The organism is Undibacterium sp. CCC3.4 (genome assembly GCF_034347425.1).
Taxonomy (GTDB): domain Bacteria; phylum Pseudomonadota; class Gammaproteobacteria; order Burkholderiales; family Burkholderiaceae_D; genus Undibacterium.
This window is the reverse complement of sequence record NZ_CP133779.1, coordinates 2,174,663-2,193,904: the sequence shown is the minus strand read 5'-3', so window position 1 is coordinate 2,193,904 and position 19,242 is coordinate 2,174,663. Positions and strand designations below refer to the sequence as shown.

Below are 19,242 nucleotides of genomic sequence, written 5' to 3'. Positions count from 1 at the left end.
GCAGCAGAAAAAAAACCGCCGATGCCGGCGGTTTTTTTCAGCAGCCAGAACAACAAGCTTAAAATTCTTCCCAATCATCTTTGCCCGCACTGGCCGCAGCCAAGGCTGGTCGCTGCGTTTTGGCTTTGGCCGGTGCCACTGCCGGCTTCGCGCGTTGTGCCAGCGGCCGGGATGCCGCCGCAGGCTTGGACTCAGCACGCAAACCGACCTGCTGCTGCAGGGTAAACACCGATACCACTTGGCTCAGCTTATTGGCTTGATCTTGCAAGGATGATGCCGCTGCCGCCGCTTGCTCGACCAGCGCAGCATTTTGCTGCGTGGTTTCATCCATATGGATCACGGCTTGATTGATCTGGTCTATGCCCGAACTCTGCTCTTGGCTGGCGCTGCTGATTTCGCTGACGACATCGCTGACTTTATGTATGCTGTCGACGATATTGTGCATGGCGCTGCCGGCACGTCCTACCAATTGGCTGCCGAAATCAACTTTTTCTACAGAATCATCGATGAGCGCTTTGATTTCTTTGGCCGCCGAGGCCGAGCGCTGCGCCAAGTTACGTACTTCCGCCGCTACCACGGCAAAGCCGCGCCCTTGTTCACCGGCGCGGGCCGCTTCGACCGCCGCATTCAAAGCCAGAATATTGGTTTGAAACGCGATGCCATCGATGACGCTGATGATGTCGACAATTTTTCTGGCCGAGCCATTGATGGCACCCATGGTATCAACCACTTGCGAGACCAAGCTGCCGCCTTCGACTGCCAACGTCGAGGCATTGGTGGCAAGCGTATTGGCTTGGCGCGCATTGTCGGAGTTTTGTCTGACCGTGCTGGTTAATTCCTCCAGCGAGGAAGCGGTTTCTTCGAGCGCGCCGGCTTGCTGCTCGGTACGCGAGGATAAATCCAAGTTACCACTGGCAATTTCCGACGAGGCCGTGGCGATGGCATCAGTGCTCTGGCGAATTTCCGTGCAAATGACTTCCAGACTGCTGGCCATTTTTTTCAAACCGCCCATGAGGTGGGCAATTTCATCATCGCCGCGGTCATCGATGTGGCAGGTCAAGTCGCCGGCCGCCACTTGGTTGGTGATGGTGATGGCGGTTTCCAAAGAGTTGACGACTTTGCGCGTCAGCAGCAAACCCATGATGGTTACACCGCCGATGGCGAACAGGGCCAGCAAACCGGCCAGCCAAAGGGCATGCTTAAGCATACTGGCGGCATTGGCAGCGGCGGCGGCACCGCGTTCGACATTGTAGTTTTTGTGTGCTTGAATCGCAGCAACCATTTTATCTATGGTGGCTCGGGCTGCGAGAAAAACGGTGCGCGCTTCTTCATCCTTATTTTCATCGGCCAAGGCCTGCACCTTCATGCGCTCGACATCATACGCGGCGATCGCAGCCCGCTCTTCACTGAGCAGGACACGGTCTTTGTCGTCAGACAGGTATTGTTTTTCATACTTATCCAAGGCAGCACGCGAAGCAGCACTTGCATTATTAATAATAGTGAGAACCGTCCTTTTTTTTACCGGATCCGGTTCTGCCAGGTACTTCCAGGAATTGATACGTACATTGGCCAAGGCGTCGGTCGATTCATCGATCGCCAGCAGACTGGGCACGGTGTTGGCGCTGGAATAATCGGCGGCCTCATAAACTTGCTTGATTTGGTATGCCAGTGCGCCGGCCAGCAGCAACATGGCGAGAGCGGCGTAGCTCATCAATAAATACAGGCGTTTGGCGATGCTCATGGTCAACTCCAGTCTGGGCTATGTTCGTGGTTGCAGAAAAAAAAGTTTTTTCTGGACAACTTTGCTGATCAGCCACAAGATACCCGATTCTGCATAACTCGCAAGTCTATTTGATGTTCTTTTACACATTTAAATGTAGACCAATCGAAACTATTGCATCTTAAATAAATTCCTTTGTCTTTAATTTTCCACAATTGCACGTTTAGCATTTTAGTAAACGAAAAACGGCACAGCGATTCAAGGCTGTGCCGTACTTTGATCGGCTGCTACTGCATCAATCAGCCAAGCTGCATCATGCTTGCCGGTAGTTATTAAGCATTTTGTAATTACGCGCATACAGCGCGAATAAGGCAGCGGCCAGCAAGGCAAAGCCGGCAAAGAAAAACATTTGAAACGCCGTCACACTGATACCGCTGCTTTGAATTTTTTCCGTGACACTGGCGCTTTTCACGCTGGCATTGGCCAGCAAGACCCACAGATTACCGATGGTGACCGATAAATTCCAAAAGCTCATGATCACGCCCTTCATCGCCAATGGTGCTTGGCTATAGGCAAATTCGAGCCCGGTCGCCGAAACCAAGACTTCACCGAAGGTCAATAAGGCATACGGCAAAATTTGCCAAGTGATATCGAGCGAATTGCCGCCATCGATAGCCAATTGCATGGCACCCACCACGATCCAAGCCACACCAGAAAACGCGATACCCAAGCCCATGCGGCGCAAAGCAGTCATTTCCACGCCCATGCGTTTGAGAAACGGGTAGAGCAAGATATTATTGAACGGTATCAATAACATCACTAACATAGGATTCAGCGCCTGCATCTGTGACGATTGGAACCACGCCGGTTTGCTCATCAAATCGGCTTGCAAGACCCAAGTCGAGGCTTTTTGATCGAACAAAGACCAAAATGGTGTGACCAAAGCAAACACCACCAAAATGCGCAAGACCGCGCGCACGCCATCGACGGCGGCATCAGGATGCCTGCCGCGTGCCGCCTCAAGACGCCACCAGGCACCGCTGCCGACCAAGCCGAGCAGCATCACCAAGGCTAAACACAGCGCCGCGACGATGCCGATTTGTGGCATCAGGAACAGCGCCGCCACCGCCAGCGCTACGCCGCTATAGGCCAGATAAATGCCGCCGCTGCCATGCGTGCTGGAACTGACGCTCAGTGCCGTGCGTATCACATTGAGAAACGAATGTGGGTCTTTCGCCACCGGGGCGACATGTACGTATTTTTTACGGCCGGACCAGAAAATCATGGTGGCGATGAACATCAAGATACCGGGAATGCCGAAGGCGATGCCAGCACCCAATTGCTTGAGGAAGATGGGCATGAGCAAAGAAGCGAAGAAGGAGCCGAAATTGATGATCCAGTAAAACCCATCAAATACTTTTTGCGCCAGGCTGCGATTGCTTTGATCGAATTGATCGCCAACAAAAGCGGTGACCAAAGGTTTGATACCGCCGGAACCGAGGGCAATTAAAAACAAGCCGGTATAAAAACCATGCAAATTATTTTCAAAAATCGCCAGACAAGCATGGCCGGCGCAATATACCAGGCTGAGCCAAAACACGGTATTGTATTTACCGAAGTAACGATCAGCTAACCAACCGCCAAGCAGAGGAAAAAAATACACGCCGATGACGAAGGTGTGAAACACTTCCTTAGCCATGCCAGCGCGCAACTCTTCCGGCATAGACAACAACAAACTGCTGATCAAGAACAGCGTCAAAATATTCCGCATGCCATAAAAACTGAAGCGTTCGCAACCCTCGTTGGCAATAATATAGGGAATTTGTGGCGGCATTTTTCCGCTCTGCGCTGCTGCGCTCGATGCTGTCATAAGGGGTCTCCGTGATGATACTTGTCTGGTTGAACAATTTTATTGCTTGTCGGCGATAAGCCGGGGCAGCATGCATGATCGTCGGCCAATGTGCCGAGAGCTCGCTGAAGTATCACGATTTGAAACCGGCAAGTCAAGGGACTAAAAAGACTCAAAGGTCTAAAATAACTCACGTGACTCAGCAGTACGATTGCGGCACGACTTGCCAATCTCGGCCGAGTCCGGTAGGCTGCGCCCTCTTGCATTTTTCTATAGAGTTTGCTGTCCGTGTCTTTGTCTTTACCTTCACCTGCCGCATCGTTTCCAAGCACCGCAGCGCCTGCCACCTTGTTGCTCGCCACCGATGTCTTCGGCAATACCCCGGCCGTAGCCGGCTTGGTACGTCAACTGGCCGTACCGACCTTGGTGGTCTCGCCCTTTGGCAGCAAGCCACGATCCTTTCGTTCTGAGCAAGAAGCGTATCAAGCCTTTCTCGCCGAAGGTGGCGTGGCCGCCTACGCCCAGCTCTTGCATGCGGCTCTGCTGCAGCAGCCGGAATTACACTTTGCCATCGGTTTTTCGGCTGGCGCGAGTGCGCTGTGGCTCAATAGCCCACGCCCTGTCATGGCCAGCTTGCTGCAAACGGTTTTATTTTACGGTTCGCGCATCCGCGACCATCGCACCCTGCAACCACAAAGTCCGGTGCGGCTGATCTTTGCCCAGCAGGAAGCGGCCTTCGATGCGGCGGAACTGGCGCAAGATTTGCGCGCGCGCGGCCATCAAGCCGAATTAGCTAGTGGCACACGACACGGTTTTATGAATTCATATTCACGCGGTAGCCATATTGCAGCACAAACGCACTATATGACACAATTAATCAGCCTGTTACAACAAGGGAAGCGCAGATTTAATCCAAGGGAAGCGCACTGCTGCACCGCCTGAACATCGCAGACTGTTTGAGTTCGGCGCGACTCTCCCCTATACTGTCGACGCGCGACACCATCGCGCCATGCAGTAGCGCTGGCGGCAAAACCGCTGGCAATTTGCTGCTGAGCCGGCACGTATCATTGACGGTTTGACCCCAACAGTACGATCAATTTCATTCACTTTTTTGCGGAATCAGGATTTTGCCTTACCCGGCAAGCTCAATCTGTCTTCCGCGCGGAGCCATCAGCATGACCGCTTTTGTATTTAACGAAATCAATTTCGACCAACACGAACAAGTCGTGTTCGCCTCTGAAGCCAAATCCGGCCTCAAAGCCATCATCGCCGTCCACAACACCACGCTCGGCCCTGCCATGGGTGGCTGTCGGATGTGGAATTACAGCAGCGAAGCCGAAGCCGTGCGCGACGTGCTGCGTCTGTCACGCGGTATGACCTATAAAAATGCCGTAGCCGGCCTGCCTGTCGGCGGCGGTAAAAGCGTTATCATCGGCAACCCGAAAACCGACAAAACCCCGGCCCTGTTTGCAGCCCTGGGCGAAGCCTTGGAACGTTTGGGTGGCCGCTATGTGACGGCCGAAGATGTCGGCACCAGTCCGCAAGACATGGCGCATGTCGCCGGCAAGACTAAGTATGTGGCCGGTTTGGGTGAGCGCGGCGATCCTTCACCATATACGGCACTTGGCTGTTTCGTCGGTGCCCAAGCGGCAGTCAAGCATCAGCTCGGGCGCGACAGCTTGGAAGGCTTGACCGTGGCAGTACAAGGTCTCGGTCATGTCGGCTACGATTATGCGCGTCGCTTACACCAAGCCGGTGCCAAGCTGATCGTTGCCGATATCGATGCCGCCGCGGTGGCCCGCGCCCAGCAAGAACTGCAGGCACGCGTCGTGCATGTCAATGAAATCTATGATGTCGCGGCCGATATCTATGCTCCTTGCGCTCTCGGTGCCACGCTCAATCTCGATACCCTGGCACGTCTGCAAGCGCGCATCGTCGCCGGTGCTGCTAACAATCAGTTGGCCAGTGCGGAAATCGGTGCCGCTTGTCGCGCGCGCGGCATTCTGTATGCGCCGGATTTCGTTATCAATGCCGGTGGCATCATCAAGGTCTGCTATGAATATATGCAAACCCCAGAAGCCGGCATGGATGCGCATGTGCGTCGTATCGGTGAAACGCTGGCAGAAATTTTTAGTCGCGCCGATTCCGAAAACTTGCCGACCAGTGTAGTGGCCGATCGTATTGCCGAAAGTCGCTTCAAAAAATAACTGTTTGTTTGCGTAAATCAGCCGCCCCGTGGGGCGGCTTTTTCGTTAGCGCGCTACCGATCACGCCGCAAACACCACACTGACGAGTAAGCCCGGTCCGCTCTCGGGTTCGGCCAGTATGACTTGGGCATGGTGTTGATCGGCGATTTTCCGCACGATGGCCAAACCGAGACCGCTGCCACTTTCAGCATTGCGCTCGACACGATAAAAGCGATCGAAAATCCGCGCGCGATCGGTCTGCGGAATGCCACTGCCGTTATCGGCAATCGACACGCAAGGCTGCGCGCCACGCCGACCGACTGCCACATCGATGCGGCCATGTGCTGGCGTATAGCGAATCGCATTGTCGAGCAAATTACCAAACAGGGTAAGCAGTGCATCTTCATTACCGCCCACGCACAGCGTTTCTTCGCTGACTTCGACACCGAGATCAATGTCTTTATTTTCTGCCAGTAAAGAAAATTCACCGACTAATTGGCGCAGCAAATGCGGTAAATTGAGCTGACTGTTCCAAGTCTGCGCTTCATGATTACTTTGGCGCGCCAAGGTCAGTAATTGTTTAACCAAATGAATAGCCCGATTGAGGCGCTCATGTAATTTCACAAAGCCGAGGCGGCGCTCGGCTTCCTCCTCGCAGCGCTCGACTAATTGCAGTTGTAATTTCAGCGCTGTCAGCGGAGTCCGTAATTCATGGGCGGCGTCGGCGACAAACATTTTTTGTAACTGTATCGATTCATCGAGGCGCGTCAACAGCGCATTGGTGGCGTCGACAATCGGCATCAATTCCGGCGCGTAGAGGGCATTTTCCAAGGGGTGCAAGACATGCACCGAACGTTCGCCGAGCGCCTCGGCCAATTGCGTCAGCCCGCGCAGACTGCGGCCGACCACCAGCCAGATCAAACCGGCTAACAGCGCGATGAGGATCAGTAAAGGAATCAAGGAACGCAGCGCCAAGCTGTATTGAATGCTTTCCCTATCCGCAATCAACTGCCCGACCTGTACCAATTGTTGATGATTTTCTTCGCTGTAAATACGCCAGGCGCGAGCGCCAAAACTGACTTCAAAAAACCCGGTTTGTGGATAGCGTGGCAGGTTCCGTGCCGGATTCGAGCTGAACACCATGGCATGCGCGGGGTTCCACACTTGCACGACGATTTTTTTGCCCGGATGACGATCGTCGGTCTCACTGTTTTGTGGCGACATATCGAGCGGAAATGAACGGACGATTTGCTTGAGCTGGTAATCGAACAATTCATTGGTTTCATGCCGAACTTTGAGAAAGCTGCCGATGCCGACAGCCAGAATCGCCGTCACCATGCCCGATATCAAACCCAATAATAATTGTTGGCGTATGCTTCTCATTCATCGCACCTGAGGTTCAATTTGTAGCCGACACCGCGTACGTTCTTGATGAACTCAGCCCCGAATTTTTTACGCAGCGTGTGGATGTAGACTTCGATGGTGTTGCTCTCGATTGTATCGTCCCAGCCGTAAATACTTTCTTCCAAACTGGCTTTGGAAATCACTTTGCCTGGCGTACTCAACAAGCTCAGCATGAGTTTGAATTCATGTGCCGATAAATGTATGGCTTGGCCATGCAGGCTGACATCGTGCGTAGACGGGTTGAGGATCAGGCCGGCATGGCGGAATTCTTCCGTGGCCGGTGCCACACAGCGGCGCAATAAGGCACGCATGCGCGCATACAGCTCATCGAGATCAAATGGTTTGACCAAGTAGTCATCGGCCCCACTGTCGAGACCGAGAATACGCTCTGATGTCAAATCACGCGCAGTAATGATCAATACCGCCGCCGTGCCACCGCCTTGACGGTATTCGGCCAACACGGTCAGGCCCGATTTTTCCGGCAGCCCGAGATCGAGCACGATCAATGGATAGGCCTGCGCCGACAAGGCCTGTTCGGCGGCGCGGCCGTCGCGTACCCAATCGACTCGATACTGTTCCTTGCTCAATCCTTCGAGCAAGCTCTCCCCTATCATCTGGTCGTCTTCGATCAGTAACACGCGCATCGGTGCGTTTTCCTCATGGTTTGCTGGTGCTTCAAAAAAAATTTCACCTGATTGAGACATAGTTTTGTCTTAGAAGAATTAAGTTTGCCTTAATTAACAGCAAATACAACAAAGACGAGGCAAGAATTCGCTTGTCTTTTTCCTGTAACAAATTCTGCCTACGATGCCATCCATTGTGAAAAACAAAAGCAACACTCTCGGTTTATTCGTTCATTCCAATTTGTTCCAATTCATTCCATACAGGAAATACCTACAATGAAGCAGCTTCAACTGAAAACAATGACACGCCACATCCTGGCCGCCACGCTCAGCATGTCGCTGGCCGCGCCGGCGCTGGCTTGGGCCGATGCCGAAGCAGAAGCCGATACCAGCATCGTCACGATAGCCGGTGCAAAAAAATCGCCGGCCGCCAGCGCCGCTATCTCACAAGGTTCGCTGACGGCCCGTTCGGCGCAGTCAGAAATCAGCGATGAATTCGTCCGCAATTACACCGTACCAACTGCCGATTTCAGTCAAATCCTGCAAATGGCACCGGCCATGTACAGCTATAGTCCGAATGGTCCGGGCTTGGGCGATACCAAAACTACGTTCCGCGGATTTTCCGACGGCGACTATTCGATTTCTTTCGACGGCATTCCCTTCCAAGACACCAATAGCCCTAGCCATCATACTTGGTCGTTTTTCCCAGCCCCCTTCATCGGTGGTGCGGTGATCGATCGCAGCCCGGGCTCGGCAGCGACCATCGGCCCAGCCAATTTCGGCGGCTCGGTGAATTTACTTTCGCGCAATTTAGAAACGCAACAACGCATCAGTACGACGGCTTCTTACGGCAGTTGGAACACCAGCCTCATCGGTGCCGAATACGAGAGTGGCCAGATCGGTCGCGACGCCAACTCAAATGTGCTGCTCAACGTGCATGAGATGAAGTCGGATGGCTATCAAACCCTCAACAAGCAGCAGCGCGATGCATTTTCCGGCAAATACCAATGGAATGCCACGCCCGACACCACGCTCACTTTGTTCGGTTCCTACATCACGGTGCATTCGAATACGCCGAGCACAAAAGCCGCCACGCGCAGCGATATCGCCGCCTTTGGCGATAATTATCTGTTGTCGTCCGACCCGAGCAAATCGAATTACGTCGGCTACAACACTTACCATGTAACCACCGATTTTGAATACATGGGTATTTCATCCAACCTCGGTGGCGGTTGGAAGCTCGATAACAAAGCCTATACCTACTACTATCATAACCAAGAATTTTACCCGGGCGCGACGATTCCTCTGACCAAGGCCAACACGGCGGCCAATAACAGCGGCACCGACAAAACCAATGGCTACCGTACTTACGGCGATATTTTCCGCATCAGCCAAGAAACCGAGTACGGCACATTGCGCGCCGGTGCCTGGGTAGAAAATGCCGCAACCAATCGCTACCAAACGCCGACCAACCCGCTGACTTGGGTCGATTCGCTGCTGCCTAACTTTCATGAAACGATTTCCAGCACCATCATTCAACCGTTCGCCGAATATGAATACAAGGTCAGCAGTGCACTTAAAGTCACGGCCGGCCTCAAATATTCGACCTATCGCCAGGATTTGACACAGTTTGCCGACAATGGCAAAACCGTCGGCAGTCTCAATGGTGCGGCGTCGATCGAACATGTCGCCAACTACCGTACCGTGCTGCCCTCGATTGATGCGCATTACCTGATCGCACCGAACTGGTCAGCCTATGCCCAGTTCGCCACCGGCGATGAAATTCCGCCGACCAGTGTGTTTGATGTGAAAAACGCCAATGTCACGGCCTTACCAGCCTCGATCAAGAGCAAAACCACGCAAATCGGCTCAGTTTGGAAAGGCGATCGTTTCACTCTTGATGTCGATGCCTACCGGATTAAATTCGACAATGCCTATTCATCGAGTACCGATGCCAGCGGCAACACGACTTTCTACGCCAACGGCAGCTCAGTCAGCCAAGGTGTGGAAGCGGAAAGCACCATCGTCATCGGTGGCGGTTTCAATCTCTACGTCAACGGCACCTATGGCAGCGCCAAGTATGCCGACAGTGGCATGTGGGTACAAAATGCGCCGTCCGATACCGAAACACTGGGTTTCAATTATGTGAAAAATGAGTGGAACCTCGGCTGGTTCACGAAGCGTGTGGGTAAAACCTTCAACGATAATGGCGGCACGCACGAAGCCGTCGCCGTCAATCCGTTCGTGGTGTCTAACTTGTTCGTCAATTATTCCTTGAAAAATATTTCCAACTCACTCAAGGGTGGCAAGTTACAGTTGAGCGTAAATAATCTGTTCGACAAGCACAGTATTGTTTCGGTCACCCCAGCGAGCAAAACCACGGCCGTATCGGCCGCCGGCGATTTGCTGACCTTGCTGCCAGCGCGCAGCGTGAGCTTGGCATTGACACTGGACTTCTGATCGTCAGATAGGTTCCATTCACTCAGAGCGCAGCTGATGCAGATCAGACTGCGCTCTGTCAATTCGCCTGGCAGGGCTGGTTCATGCTAGGCTTCTGTTCTGTTACTCATTCGTTTCATCGCCCCCATGACTACTCGTTACGACAACACCACCATTCTCTTACACTGGCTCTCGGCCGCCCTACTGCTGGCACTCTGGGCCCTTGGTCAAACCATCGATTGGTTCCCCAGCGGTTCGCCGCGGGTACTGGCACGCAGTCTGCATATCAGCACCGGCGTGTTGTTGACCGTATTACTGGTGTATCGCCTGTTCTGGCGCAGCCATGGGGGGATTAAATTGCCACCCGCGGCCAGCGGCTGGCAACAAACCAGTGCCGAGCTGCTGCATAAAGTGCTGTATCTGATGCTGGCAGTGGTATTGATACTCGGTTTGTTCAATACCTGGGTACGTGGCGACAATCTGTTTGATTTGTTCCGCCTGCCATCCTTCGCGCCGGGCGATAAGGCGCTGCGCCATCAAGTCGAAGACTTGCACGGTTTGGCTGCCAATATCTTACTGGCAATGGCCGCATGTCACGCCGCGGCCGGTTTGTTTCACTATTTCTTCTTGAAAGATCAAGTCTTGCAACGTATGTCTTGGAAAAAATAAGACCGGCGTTCAGCTCTGGCGCGGCGGTTTGTCGACAAAGCCTTCACACGGCTTGCCCGAGGCCTCGATCACATCGAGCATAGGCTGGCGCTGACTTTTCAGACCGAAAGCGCGGCAGCCGTAGCGAAACTGCGGGTCATGGGTGATGAAATAGTGGGCGCATAGGCGGCAGTTGCGCGGGCGGGCGGCTTGATCGTCTGGCATGGAATCGCTAGGAGTGAAGGAATGACGTGGAATCAGGAAGCTTGGCGCGCCAACCAGCGCCGGTAAGTCAGTAAAGCAACTTGGGCGTCATTGGCAGCGTACAGCATCTGACGCTCGGTTAACGGCCGCTGGGCCCAATTCGAGGTCGAGGTTTTCTTGGATTTCGACATTTGCATGCCGAGGAATTTCGCCACGGCCGATTTCGCCCCCATGTCACCGTGTTTGTTTTCACGCATGGCACGCGACAAATCGAGCACATTGGCGGTAACAATGGCAAATTTGCTGTTCAAGTATTTCAAATCATCGGCCAAACCATAGCCGACTTTGAGTATCTGCGGTGCTTCGAGTATGGCTTTCACCTGCGCGACATCGCTGCCTGCACTGACTGGAAATAAAAACGCGCGCTGCTCGGTGGCCAGTTGGATCAGGTGCGGGCCATCGTTATGCTGGCCCTTATTGAATACCGGTTTGGTCTCGGTATCGAAGCCTAATATTGTGGCGGCCGACAGCTGGGCATAGGCGTAGTCAGCCGTGGCAGCGTCTTGCACCAAACAAATATCGGCGAGGGCGATGCCGGGATAGGCCGGCAGGGGAGTGTCGAGTTCTGGATTCATGCGCTGATCATAAGCGAAATCATGGTTTTTTGGCAGCGCTGGCGCAGAGTTTTTTCCTCAGCCGCTCAGCTCGGCGGCACCGCGCTGTCGATACGTCGCCGCCGCCGCGGCGCATCCGCGCTGCAGGTGATGAGCAAAGTCTGGCCGTCGGGCAAGGTGACCGCAATATTTTCCCGTCCATATTGCTCGAAATGATAGAGCGTCGCCGTGCCGATGGCGGCCGACTGATGCAGTTCTGCCGTCGCCAGCAATTGCGACAAATCTTCCGAACGACCCGCTTGCCACTGTAATTTACTCATCTCGGCCTCCTCGGTTTTCACTGTAGTACTGGGCAAACGCGGCGGCATCCATGGGTTTGGCAAAATAATAGCCTTGTACTTGGGTGCAGCGCATGGTTTTCAGCAAATCTACCTGCTGCTTCTTTTCCACGCCCTCGGCCACCACATTCAAGCCCAGGCTCAGACCCATGGCGATGATGGCGCTGGCGATGGCGGCATCATCGGGATTGGTATGAATATCGTTGATGAAGGATTTATCGATTTTCAATTCATCGATAGGAAAACGGCGCAGATAAGACAAACTGGAGTAGCCGGTGCCGAAATCATCGAGCGAAATCGAGAGCCCGAGATTTTTCAAGGCGCGCAGAGCAATCAGGGTGCTGTTCACGTCTTGCATGACCATGCTCTCGGTCAGTTCCAAGATCAAATGCCGCGGATCGGCCCCGGTGCGATGGATGATGGCCGCGATGCGCTCGGCCAAATCCTCTTGACGAAACTGACGCGACGACATATTGACAGCGATTTTGACCTCACTGCCCAAACTATTGCGCCACAAAACTTGCTGACGGCAAGCTTGCGCCAGCACCCATTCACCGAGTGGCAAAATCAAACCGCTTTCTTCTGCCAGCGGGATGAATTCGACCGGATAAATCAAACCGATTTGCGGATGATGCCAGCGCACCAATGCTTCAGCACCAATGACTTTTTTGCTCAGCAAATCGATTTTCGCTTGGTAGTGTAAGGTAAATTCTTCATTTTCCAAGCCGCGCCGCAGTGCCCCTTCCATATTGAGGCGGCTGATCGCTGTCACACCCATTTCGGGTACAAATTGACGCGCACTGTTGCGACCATGTTCTTTCACGCGGTACATGGCAATATCAGCATAGCGCAACAGAATTTCGCCATGGTCGCCATCGCGCGGATACACGGAAATGCCAATGCTGGCGGTGACGAAGACATCGCTGCCGTTAATCGCAATCGGCCGCGATAAGGAATGCAGAATTTTTTCCGCCAGCAGATCGACATCGCTACCTTCCGGCAGATCGGTCAAGACAATCACAAATTCATCGCCACCGAGACGCGCCACGGTATCGGTATCGCGCACACATTGGTTGAGCCTTTGTGCGACTTGCTTGAGCATTTCATCACCGGCCCCATGACCGGAGGCGTCATTGATGAGTTTGAAATGGTCGAGGTCGAGCAGCAGCAAGCCGACTTGCAGATTCTTTTTCTTGGCAAAGCCTATCGCCTGGCTGATGCGGTCACTGAGCAGATTGCGGTTGGCCAGACCGGTCAAACTGTCGTGAGTCGCTTGATATTCGAGCTCGCGCTGGTAATTGACGCGTTCGCTGACATCATTGATGACACTGACGAAATGCGTGGTCGCAGCACCCTGTGCATCCTTGACTGGGGAAATATGCAGTTCATTCCAAAACTGGCTGCCATCTTTGCGGTAATTGCGCAGCAGTGCTTGCCCCGGGCGTTTCTCGCGCAAAGCGCTGCGTATCTGTTCCAAATCGGGCTGTGCCAAATCTTCGCGCACCAGAAAGCGCCCTTCCCGCCCGATCACCTCGGCGGCCAGATAGCCGGTAATGCGCTCGAAGGCAGGATTGACGTAGACGATGGAATGGTCATGTTCATCGCTGCGGGTGATCATGATACCGTTGCTGCTGGAAACCAGCGCCTGTTCGCGCAGTAATAAAGCCTGTTCGACTTCTTTGAGTTGAAATTGCTTATCACTGATGTGCTGACGCAGCGCGATCAAATGGGTCAGTTCGCCCGCCTCGTTGCACAGTGGGCTGACCACCTGACGCGCAAAACTGCTACTGCCGTCTTTGTTACGCACCAACACATCGCCATGCCAATGTTGACCGGCACGCAGCGCGGTGAAGGTTTGCCGGTGCTGCGCATCGCTGGCTTCATCAAGATTCCACAGTTGGCATAAGCCGCGCACTTCAGGGCTGGAAAAACCGGAACTGTGGCGATAACTGGCATTACAGTATTCGAGCTCACCGTGGGCATTGGTGATGAGAATGGCAAACGGACTTTGCTCGACCAGCAAAGCCAATAATTCCAGATGAGCTTGCAGATTGCGCTGTTCCGGGGCCGTCATCAAAGCCCGTAGCGCCCGCGTCAATTCGCTGACGAAGCGGTCGAGCATACCGCGCGCCGGACTGCCCAGGCCCAGCTCGAAACTGGCGCTTAGCTTCAATTGTACCTGCTGCTCGGCCGCCGCAGGCAAGGCCAGCTGCAACTGTAAGTGCTGCAATTCTGTCGCGGCCAAGAGCGGCCCCTCGGCGTGATACGAAATGCTGGCAGCCCCCTCTTGCAGCATGATTTCGACTCGCGCATACCCCGCCCGGCGCACCAAAATACGACAAAAGTCCTCTGCCATGGCGGCCAGATCGGTCCGATACCACAGGCAATCGCTCAGCTCACCAAGCAAACCGTACCAGTCTTCCCGCCTGTGCGATTCTGCGTCTGAAGAACCGCCCTGCACGCTCGTATTCATCTGCTGTCTGGTTCCATTTTGATTGCGATAGAAAACTGCACCAAGTTTTTATACCTGCAAAAAAAGTTTGCCGCAATGCAAACTTCCTTATAAATCACCAAAAACAGACGCTTACCGATTGCGCATCGCAGCAAATGCGTGCTACGCCAGCGTTGGCACCCCATATCTGAGGTAAAATTGACGGTTCGGTAAATCATTATTCTCCCGCTTCCGATTCGGAGCGCTTAAGGCAGACAGCACGATGCTCACATTTCAACAAATCATTCTGACATTGCAAGATTACTGGGCCAAGCAAGGCTGCGCCTTATTACAACCTTACGATATGGAAGTCGGTGCCGGCACTTCGCACACGGGCACGTTTTTGCGCGCCATCGGACCGGAGCCTTGGCGCGCCGCCTATGTGCAACCGTCGCGCCGCCCCAAGGATGGTCGTTATGGCGAAAATCCGAATCGTCTGCAACACTATTACCAGTACCAAGTCGTGCTCAAGCCGGCACCGGAAAACATCCTCGATCTGTATCTCGGCTCGCTGGCCGCGCTCGGCCTCGATTTGCAAAAAAATGATATTCGTTTCGTCGAAGATGATTGGGAAAATCCGACGCTTGGTGCCTGGGGTTTGGGCTGGGAAGTCTGGCTCAATGGTATGGAGGTGACCCAGTTCACTTACTTCCAGCAAGTCGGTGGACTCGACTGCAAGCCTATCCTCGGTGAAATCACCTACGGTATCGAACGTCTGGCCATGTATTTGCAAGGTGTCGACAATATCTACAACTTGGTTTGGACCGAGCGCGAAGAAAACGGCCAAACCGTACGGCTGTCGTATGGCGATGTGTTCCACCAAAATGAAGTCGAACAGTCTACCTTCAGTTTTGAATATTCGAATACCGATTTTCTGTTTTCCTTATTCACCAACTATGAAGCCGAAGCCAAGCGCTTGTTGGCGGTAGAAGAAAAATCGCTGGCCTTGCCGGCCTACGAAATGATACTCAAAGCGGCCCACACCTTCAATTTGCTCGATGCGCGCGGCGCGATTTCGGTGACTGAGCGGGCCGCTTACATCGGCCGCATCCGCAATCTTTCGCGTGCCGTCGCCGCCGCCTATTACGCTTCGCGGGCAGCACTGGGCTTCCCGATGTGCGCGGCCGACGATCAGCACAAGCCGGTGCTCTGAGCCGCCGTCGATACACGATCAATTTTGGATGCCGGGGTAATCCGGCACGCAGGAAAGTGAAATATGAAGCAAACATTATTAGTCGAATTATTTACTGAAGAATTGCCGCCTAAAGCGCTGGCAAAACTCGGTGCCGCCTTCGCTGCCGGCGTCGCCGCCGGCCTGCAAGCGCGCGATTTGCTCGAAGCCGATGCAGTGGTCAGCAGCTATGCCTCACCGCGCCGCCTGGCGGTGTCGATCACGCAAGTGCGCGCCATCTCGCCCGACAAACTGTTGCGCGAAAAAGTATTACCAGTCAGTGTAGCGATCGATGCCGCCGGCCAGCCGACCGCACCGCTGGCAAAAAAATTGGCAGCTATGGGTTTCCCTGAAGTACAACTGAGTGAGCTCGAACGCGCCGTCGATGGCAAGGCCGAAAGCCTGTTTTACAGCCATACCGCCGCCGGTACCGCCTTGGCACCGGCCTTGCAAGCCGCGATTGCCGAAAGCATTGCCAAATTACCGATCCCGAAAGTGATGAGCTACCAGCGTCCGGATGGCGAAACCGTGCACTTCGTGCGCCCGGTTCATTCGATATTGGCTTTGCATGGTACGACCATCGTGCCTGTGCATTTGCTCGGTTTGGACAGTGGCCGCATCACGCGTGGTCACCGCTTCCTGTCGGCCGGTGAGATCAGCATCGCCCACGCCGACGACTATGCCGCCGTGTTACAAGAACAGGGCAAGGTCATCGCCAGCGTCGAACAACGCAAACAATTAATCAGCGCCGCCTTGTTGGCCAAGGCCGGCAGCGATCTGGTGCTGATGCCGGAATCCTTACTCGATGAAGTCAGTGCCTTGGTCGAATGGCCGGTGGTGTACGAATGTCATTTCGAAGCCGAATTCCTCAGCGTGCCGCAGGAATGCCTGATACTGACGATGCAAACGAATCAAAAGTATTTCGCCCTCACCGACAGCGCCGGCAAACTGCGTTCGCGCTTTTTGATTGTCTCGAATCTGGCGACCGACGATCCGCGCTTCATCATCGAAGGCAATGAGCGCGTGGTACGCCCGCGCCTGTCGGATGCAAAATTCTTTTTCGAGCAAGACAAGAAAAAAACCTTGGCAGCGCGTTTGCCTCTGCTGGCCAACGTGGTCTACCACAATAAACTCGGCAGTCAAGCCGAACGCACCGAACGCGTGCAAGTCTTGGCCGGCAAAATCGCCGCGGCACTCGGTACCGACGTCGCCTTGGCCCAGCGTGCCGCCTTACTGGCAAAAACCGATTTGCTGACCGATATGGTCGGGGAATTTCCTGAATTGCAAGGCATCATGGGCACGTATTACGCGCTGCATGACGGCGAACCGGCCGATGTCGCCGCGGCCGCTTCAGAACATTACCAACCGCGCTTTTCCGGCGATGCCCTGCCAGCCAGCATGACCGGCACGGTGGTGGCCTTGGCTGATAAACTCGAAACCTTGGTCGGTATCTGGGGCATAGGTTTGCAACCTACCGGCGACCGCGATCCGTTTGCGCTGCGTCGTCATGCCCTGGGCATCTTGCGCATGCTGGTGGAAAAACGCCTGCCTTTGTCGCTGACGGATTTACTCAGCGACAGTGCCGCCGTATTTGCCGGCAATGCGCAGTTCCGCGATCCGAGCGCTGAAGTACTGAACTTTCTCTATGAGCGTCTGCGTGGTCTATTAAGAGGATATGATGGAACTGATCAAGTCATCGCTTTTGGAAATGAAATTAGAGCATCTATTAACAAGCTCAGCGCTATAAACGAAATTGAAGCCATAGTCGCGCAACAGCCCGATACGCTGGCCAATATCGTCGAGCGCTTGGCGGCAGTCCAAGCCTTTGCCGCGCTACCGGAATCCTTGGCACTGGCGGCTGCCAACAAGCGCATCACCAATATTTTGAAAAAAGCCGACAGCGTGCCGAGCACCGTCGACGCCAGCTTGCTGAGCGAAGTGGCGGAACAAGCGCTGGCCGCCGCTATGGCACGCGTCAAACCGGGCGTCGATGCGGCATATGCCGCAGGCGACTTTACTGCGGCGCTGAAAATGCTGGCCGCCTTGCGCGCCGAAGTAGACAGCTTTTTCAATGATGTGATGGTCAATGCCGATGATCTGGCCTTACGCAATAATCGCTTGGCACTGCTGGCGAGCTTGCATTTGATGCTTAACCAAGTTGCCGATATTTCCAAGTTGGCGGCGTGAACGGGGAACGCAAACCGATGAAACTGATTATTCTCGACCGCGATGGTGTCATCAACCAAGATTCTGATGCCTTCATCAAAGCACCTCAAGAGTGGATCGCTATCCCTGGTTCGCTGCCAGCGATCGCTCGGCTTAATCAAGCCGGCTATCGCGTCGTGGTAGCGACGAATCAGTCGGGGATCGGGCGTAAGCTGTTCGACATGGCGACGCTCAATGCCATTCATCAGAAAATGCACAGCGCCGCGCAACAAGTCGGCGCCACCATCGATGCCGTATTTTTTTGCCCGCATATGGCCGATGACTGTTGCGACTGCCGTAAGCCGAAACCTGGCATGCTGCAGGAAATTGCGCGCCGCTATGATGTCAGTCTCAAAGGCGTACACAGTATCGGCGATTCACTGCGCGATTTGCAAGCCGGTTTCGTGATGGGCTGCGTGCCGCATCTGGTATTGACCGGCAAGGGCCAAAAAACCTTGGAAAAAGGCGGCCTGCCACCCGGTACCAAGCAGTACGCCGATCTGGCTGCGGTAGTCGAGCACTTGCTCGCCGCTGATGCCGCACCTGCGCCTGACGCCTGATATTGAACCTGTTTGTGATTGTTGGAGACAAGATGCTTCGCTTTACCCGCCTGTTACGCTCTATGCTGTTTTTGTTGTTGATGATCGTTGCCACTGTTATCTGGGCACCGATCAGCATGCTGTTCGCCTTCCTCCCCTACAATCAGCGCTACTACATCACGGCGCGCTGGAATGTCTTCATCATCTGGTGCGCGCGCGTAGTCTGCGGCATACGCTATGAATTCAAGGGCTTTGAAAATTTCCCGGATGCGCCGGCGATTATTTTATCGAAACACCAATCGGCGTGGGAAACCATCTTTCTCTTGATGGCGACGCCGCGCCCGCTGGTCTTCGTCTTCAAAAAAGAAATCACCTATATTCCATTTTTCGGTTGGGCCATCTCCATGCTGCGCATGATTCCTATCGACCGCAGCAAAGGCAAGGATGCTTTCGCCCAGGTTGTGACGCATGGAAAAAAACGCTTGGCCGATGGTCAGTGGATCATCATGTTCCCGGAAGGCACGCGCATTGCGGTCGGTAAAAAAGGTAATTACAAAGGCGGCGGTGCCCGTTTGGCAGTCGAAACCAATACGCCGGTAGTGCCGATCGCGCTTAATTCCGGCGAATGTTGGCCGAAAAATTCCTTCATCAAAAAACCAGGTCTGGTCACGGTGTCGGTTGGTGCGCCGATTTATCCGGGGAACAGCACGCCGGTGGAATTGATGCAGCAAGTCGAAGCATGGATAGAAGCCGAGATGCGTGTGATTTCACCGCAAGTGTATCGTGACAAATAATCTGTGTTTGGCATGGA

16 protein-coding genes are annotated in these 19,242 nt (G+C 54.1%); 8 read left to right on the top strand and 8 right to left on the bottom strand.

What is annotated here, in order from left to right; genetic code table 11:
• Positions 1-58 precede the first annotated feature (58 nt).
• Together RHM61_RS09845 and RHM61_RS09840 are read right to left on the bottom strand one after the other, a co-directional pair.
• Positions 59-1,741, bottom strand: coding sequence for a methyl-accepting chemotaxis protein (locus RHM61_RS09845; protein ID WP_322250937.1), 1,683 nt, complete (start codon positions 1,739-1,741; stop codon positions 59-61).
• Between the two features lie 292 nt (positions 1,742-2,033).
• Positions 2,034-3,590, bottom strand: a complete 1,557-nt coding sequence (locus tag RHM61_RS09840; RefSeq protein ID WP_322250936.1) for an oligopeptide:H+ symporter — start codon at positions 3,588-3,590, stop codon at positions 2,034-2,036.
• A gap of 267 nt (positions 3,591-3,857) precedes the next feature.
• Between RHM61_RS09840 and RHM61_RS09835 the strand changes: the two genes are divergently transcribed.
• Together RHM61_RS09835 and RHM61_RS09830 are read left to right on the top strand one after the other, a co-directional pair.
• Positions 3,858-4,511 (top strand): dienelactone hydrolase family protein, encoded by a 654-nt coding sequence (locus RHM61_RS09835; protein WP_322250935.1) that lies wholly within the window; start codon positions 3,858-3,860, stop codon positions 4,509-4,511.
• A gap of 233 nt (positions 4,512-4,744) precedes the next feature.
• Entirely contained in the window at positions 4,745-5,776 is a 1,032-nt protein-coding gene (locus tag RHM61_RS09830) for a Glu/Leu/Phe/Val family dehydrogenase (RefSeq protein WP_322250934.1), read from the top strand.
• A gap of 60 nt (positions 5,777-5,836) precedes the next feature.
• Here RHM61_RS09830 and RHM61_RS09825 read toward each other — a convergent pair whose 3' ends face one another.
• Together RHM61_RS09825 and RHM61_RS09820 are read right to left on the bottom strand one after the other, a co-directional pair.
• Positions 5,837-7,138 (bottom strand): HAMP domain-containing sensor histidine kinase, encoded by a 1,302-nt coding sequence (locus RHM61_RS09825; RefSeq protein ID WP_322250933.1) that lies wholly within the window; start codon positions 7,136-7,138, stop codon positions 5,837-5,839.
• Positions 7,135-7,803 (bottom strand): response regulator transcription factor, encoded by a 669-nt coding sequence (locus tag RHM61_RS09820; RefSeq protein WP_322251085.1) that lies wholly within the window; start codon positions 7,801-7,803, stop codon positions 7,135-7,137. Before RHM61_RS09820 ends, RHM61_RS09825 begins: the two co-directional genes overlap by 4 nt.
• Before the next feature lie 279 nt (positions 7,804-8,082).
• On the opposite strand from RHM61_RS09820, the gene RHM61_RS09815 reads away from it, so the two are divergent.
• Both RHM61_RS09815 and RHM61_RS09810 read left to right on the top strand, forming a co-directional pair.
• The gene (locus RHM61_RS09815) at positions 8,083-10,242 is read left to right on the top strand and encodes a TonB-dependent receptor (RefSeq protein ID WP_322250932.1); all 2,160 of its coding nucleotides are present in this window, start codon (positions 8,083-8,085) and stop codon (positions 10,240-10,242) included.
• A 126-nt stretch (positions 10,243-10,368) separates the two neighbouring features.
• Complete coding sequence (locus RHM61_RS09810; RefSeq protein WP_322250931.1) at positions 10,369-10,890, top strand: cytochrome b; 522 nt, start codon at positions 10,369-10,371, stop codon at positions 10,888-10,890.
• Positions 10,891-10,899: 9 nt separating this feature from the next.
• Here RHM61_RS09810 and RHM61_RS09805 read toward each other — a convergent pair whose 3' ends face one another.
• From RHM61_RS09805 to RHM61_RS09790, 4 genes are all read right to left on the bottom strand, one after another.
• Positions 10,900-11,094 carry a hypothetical protein gene (locus RHM61_RS09805; protein WP_322250930.1) on the bottom strand — a complete coding sequence of 65 codons (195 nt, stop codon included), beginning with the start codon at positions 11,092-11,094 and terminating at the stop codon, positions 10,900-10,902.
• A gap of 32 nt (positions 11,095-11,126) precedes the next feature.
• Entirely contained in the window at positions 11,127-11,708 is a 582-nt protein-coding gene (locus RHM61_RS09800; protein ID WP_322250929.1) for a 3'-5' exonuclease, read from the bottom strand.
• Positions 11,709-11,773: 65 nt separating this feature from the next.
• The gene (locus RHM61_RS09795; protein ID WP_322250928.1) at positions 11,774-12,007 is read right to left on the bottom strand and encodes a hypothetical protein; all 234 of its coding nucleotides are present in this window, start codon (positions 12,005-12,007) and stop codon (positions 11,774-11,776) included.
• Positions 12,000-14,498, bottom strand: a complete 2,499-nt coding sequence (locus RHM61_RS09790) for an EAL domain-containing protein (protein WP_322250927.1) — start codon at positions 14,496-14,498, stop codon at positions 12,000-12,002. Before RHM61_RS09790 ends, RHM61_RS09795 begins: the two co-directional genes overlap by 8 nt.
• 241 nt (positions 14,499-14,739) lie before the next feature.
• On the opposite strand from RHM61_RS09790, the gene glyQ reads away from it, so the two are divergent.
• The 4 genes from glyQ (at position 14,740) to RHM61_RS09770 (ending at position 19,225) form a co-directional block, all read left to right on the top strand.
• Complete coding sequence (gene glyQ, locus RHM61_RS09785) at positions 14,740-15,669, top strand: glycine--tRNA ligase subunit alpha (RefSeq protein ID WP_322250926.1); 930 nt, start codon at positions 14,740-14,742, stop codon at positions 15,667-15,669.
• A gap of 63 nt (positions 15,670-15,732) precedes the next feature.
• Entirely contained in the window at positions 15,733-17,874 is a 2,142-nt protein-coding gene (gene glyS, locus RHM61_RS09780) for a glycine--tRNA ligase subunit beta (RefSeq protein WP_322250925.1), read from the top strand.
• 17 nt (positions 17,875-17,891) lie between these two features.
• The gene (gene gmhB, locus RHM61_RS09775) at positions 17,892-18,452 is read left to right on the top strand and encodes a D-glycero-beta-D-manno-heptose 1,7-bisphosphate 7-phosphatase (RefSeq protein WP_322250924.1); all 561 of its coding nucleotides are present in this window, start codon (positions 17,892-17,894) and stop codon (positions 18,450-18,452) included.
• A 32-nt stretch (positions 18,453-18,484) separates the two neighbouring features.
• A complete protein-coding gene (locus RHM61_RS09770; protein ID WP_322250923.1) occupies positions 18,485-19,225 on the top strand; it encodes a lysophospholipid acyltransferase family protein in 741 nt (246 codons plus the stop codon).
• Positions 19,226-19,242 lie beyond the last annotated feature (17 nt).

What these genes read in the sequence shown, in the direction of transcription:
- RHM61_RS09795 (WP_322250928.1), bottom strand. Translation starts at nt 12,007, where the DNA reads ATGAGTAAATTACAGTGGCAAGCGGGTCGTTCGGAAGATTTGTCGCAA.
- RHM61_RS09790 (WP_322250927.1), bottom strand. Translation starts at nt 14,498, where the DNA reads ATGAATACGAGCGTGCAGGGCGGTTCTTCAGACGCAGAATCGCACAGG.
- RHM61_RS09845 (WP_322250937.1), bottom strand. Translation starts at nt 1,741, where the DNA reads ATGAGCATCGCCAAACGCCTGTATTTATTGATGAGCTACGCCGCTCTC.
- RHM61_RS09815 (WP_322250932.1), top strand. Translation starts at nt 8,083, where the DNA reads ATGACACGCCACATCCTGGCCGCCACGCTCAGCATGTCGCTGGCCGCG.
- RHM61_RS09825 (WP_322250933.1), bottom strand. Translation starts at nt 7,138, where the DNA reads ATGAGAAGCATACGCCAACAATTATTATTGGGTTTGATATCGGGCATG.
- RHM61_RS09770 (WP_322250923.1), top strand. Translation starts at nt 18,485, where the DNA reads ATGCTTCGCTTTACCCGCCTGTTACGCTCTATGCTGTTTTTGTTGTTG.
- RHM61_RS09830 (WP_322250934.1), top strand. Translation starts at nt 4,745, where the DNA reads ATGACCGCTTTTGTATTTAACGAAATCAATTTCGACCAACACGAACAA.
- RHM61_RS09800 (WP_322250929.1), bottom strand. Translation starts at nt 11,708, where the DNA reads ATGAATCCAGAACTCGACACTCCCCTGCCGGCCTATCCCGGCATCGCC.
- RHM61_RS09820 (WP_322251085.1), bottom strand. Translation starts at nt 7,803, where the DNA reads ATGCGCGTGTTACTGATCGAAGACGACCAGATGATAGGGGAGAGCTTG.
- glyQ (WP_322250926.1), top strand. Translation starts at nt 14,740, where the DNA reads ATGCTCACATTTCAACAAATCATTCTGACATTGCAAGATTACTGGGCC.
- RHM61_RS09840 (WP_322250936.1), bottom strand. Translation starts at nt 3,590, where the DNA reads ATGACAGCATCGAGCGCAGCAGCGCAGAGCGGAAAAATGCCGCCACAA.
- gmhB (WP_322250924.1), top strand. Translation starts at nt 17,892, where the DNA reads ATGAAACTGATTATTCTCGACCGCGATGGTGTCATCAACCAAGATTCT.
- RHM61_RS09805 (WP_322250930.1), bottom strand. Translation starts at nt 11,094, where the DNA reads ATGCCAGACGATCAAGCCGCCCGCCCGCGCAACTGCCGCCTATGCGCC.
- RHM61_RS09810 (WP_322250931.1), top strand. Translation starts at nt 10,369, where the DNA reads ATGACTACTCGTTACGACAACACCACCATTCTCTTACACTGGCTCTCG.
- glyS (WP_322250925.1), top strand. Translation starts at nt 15,733, where the DNA reads ATGAAGCAAACATTATTAGTCGAATTATTTACTGAAGAATTGCCGCCT.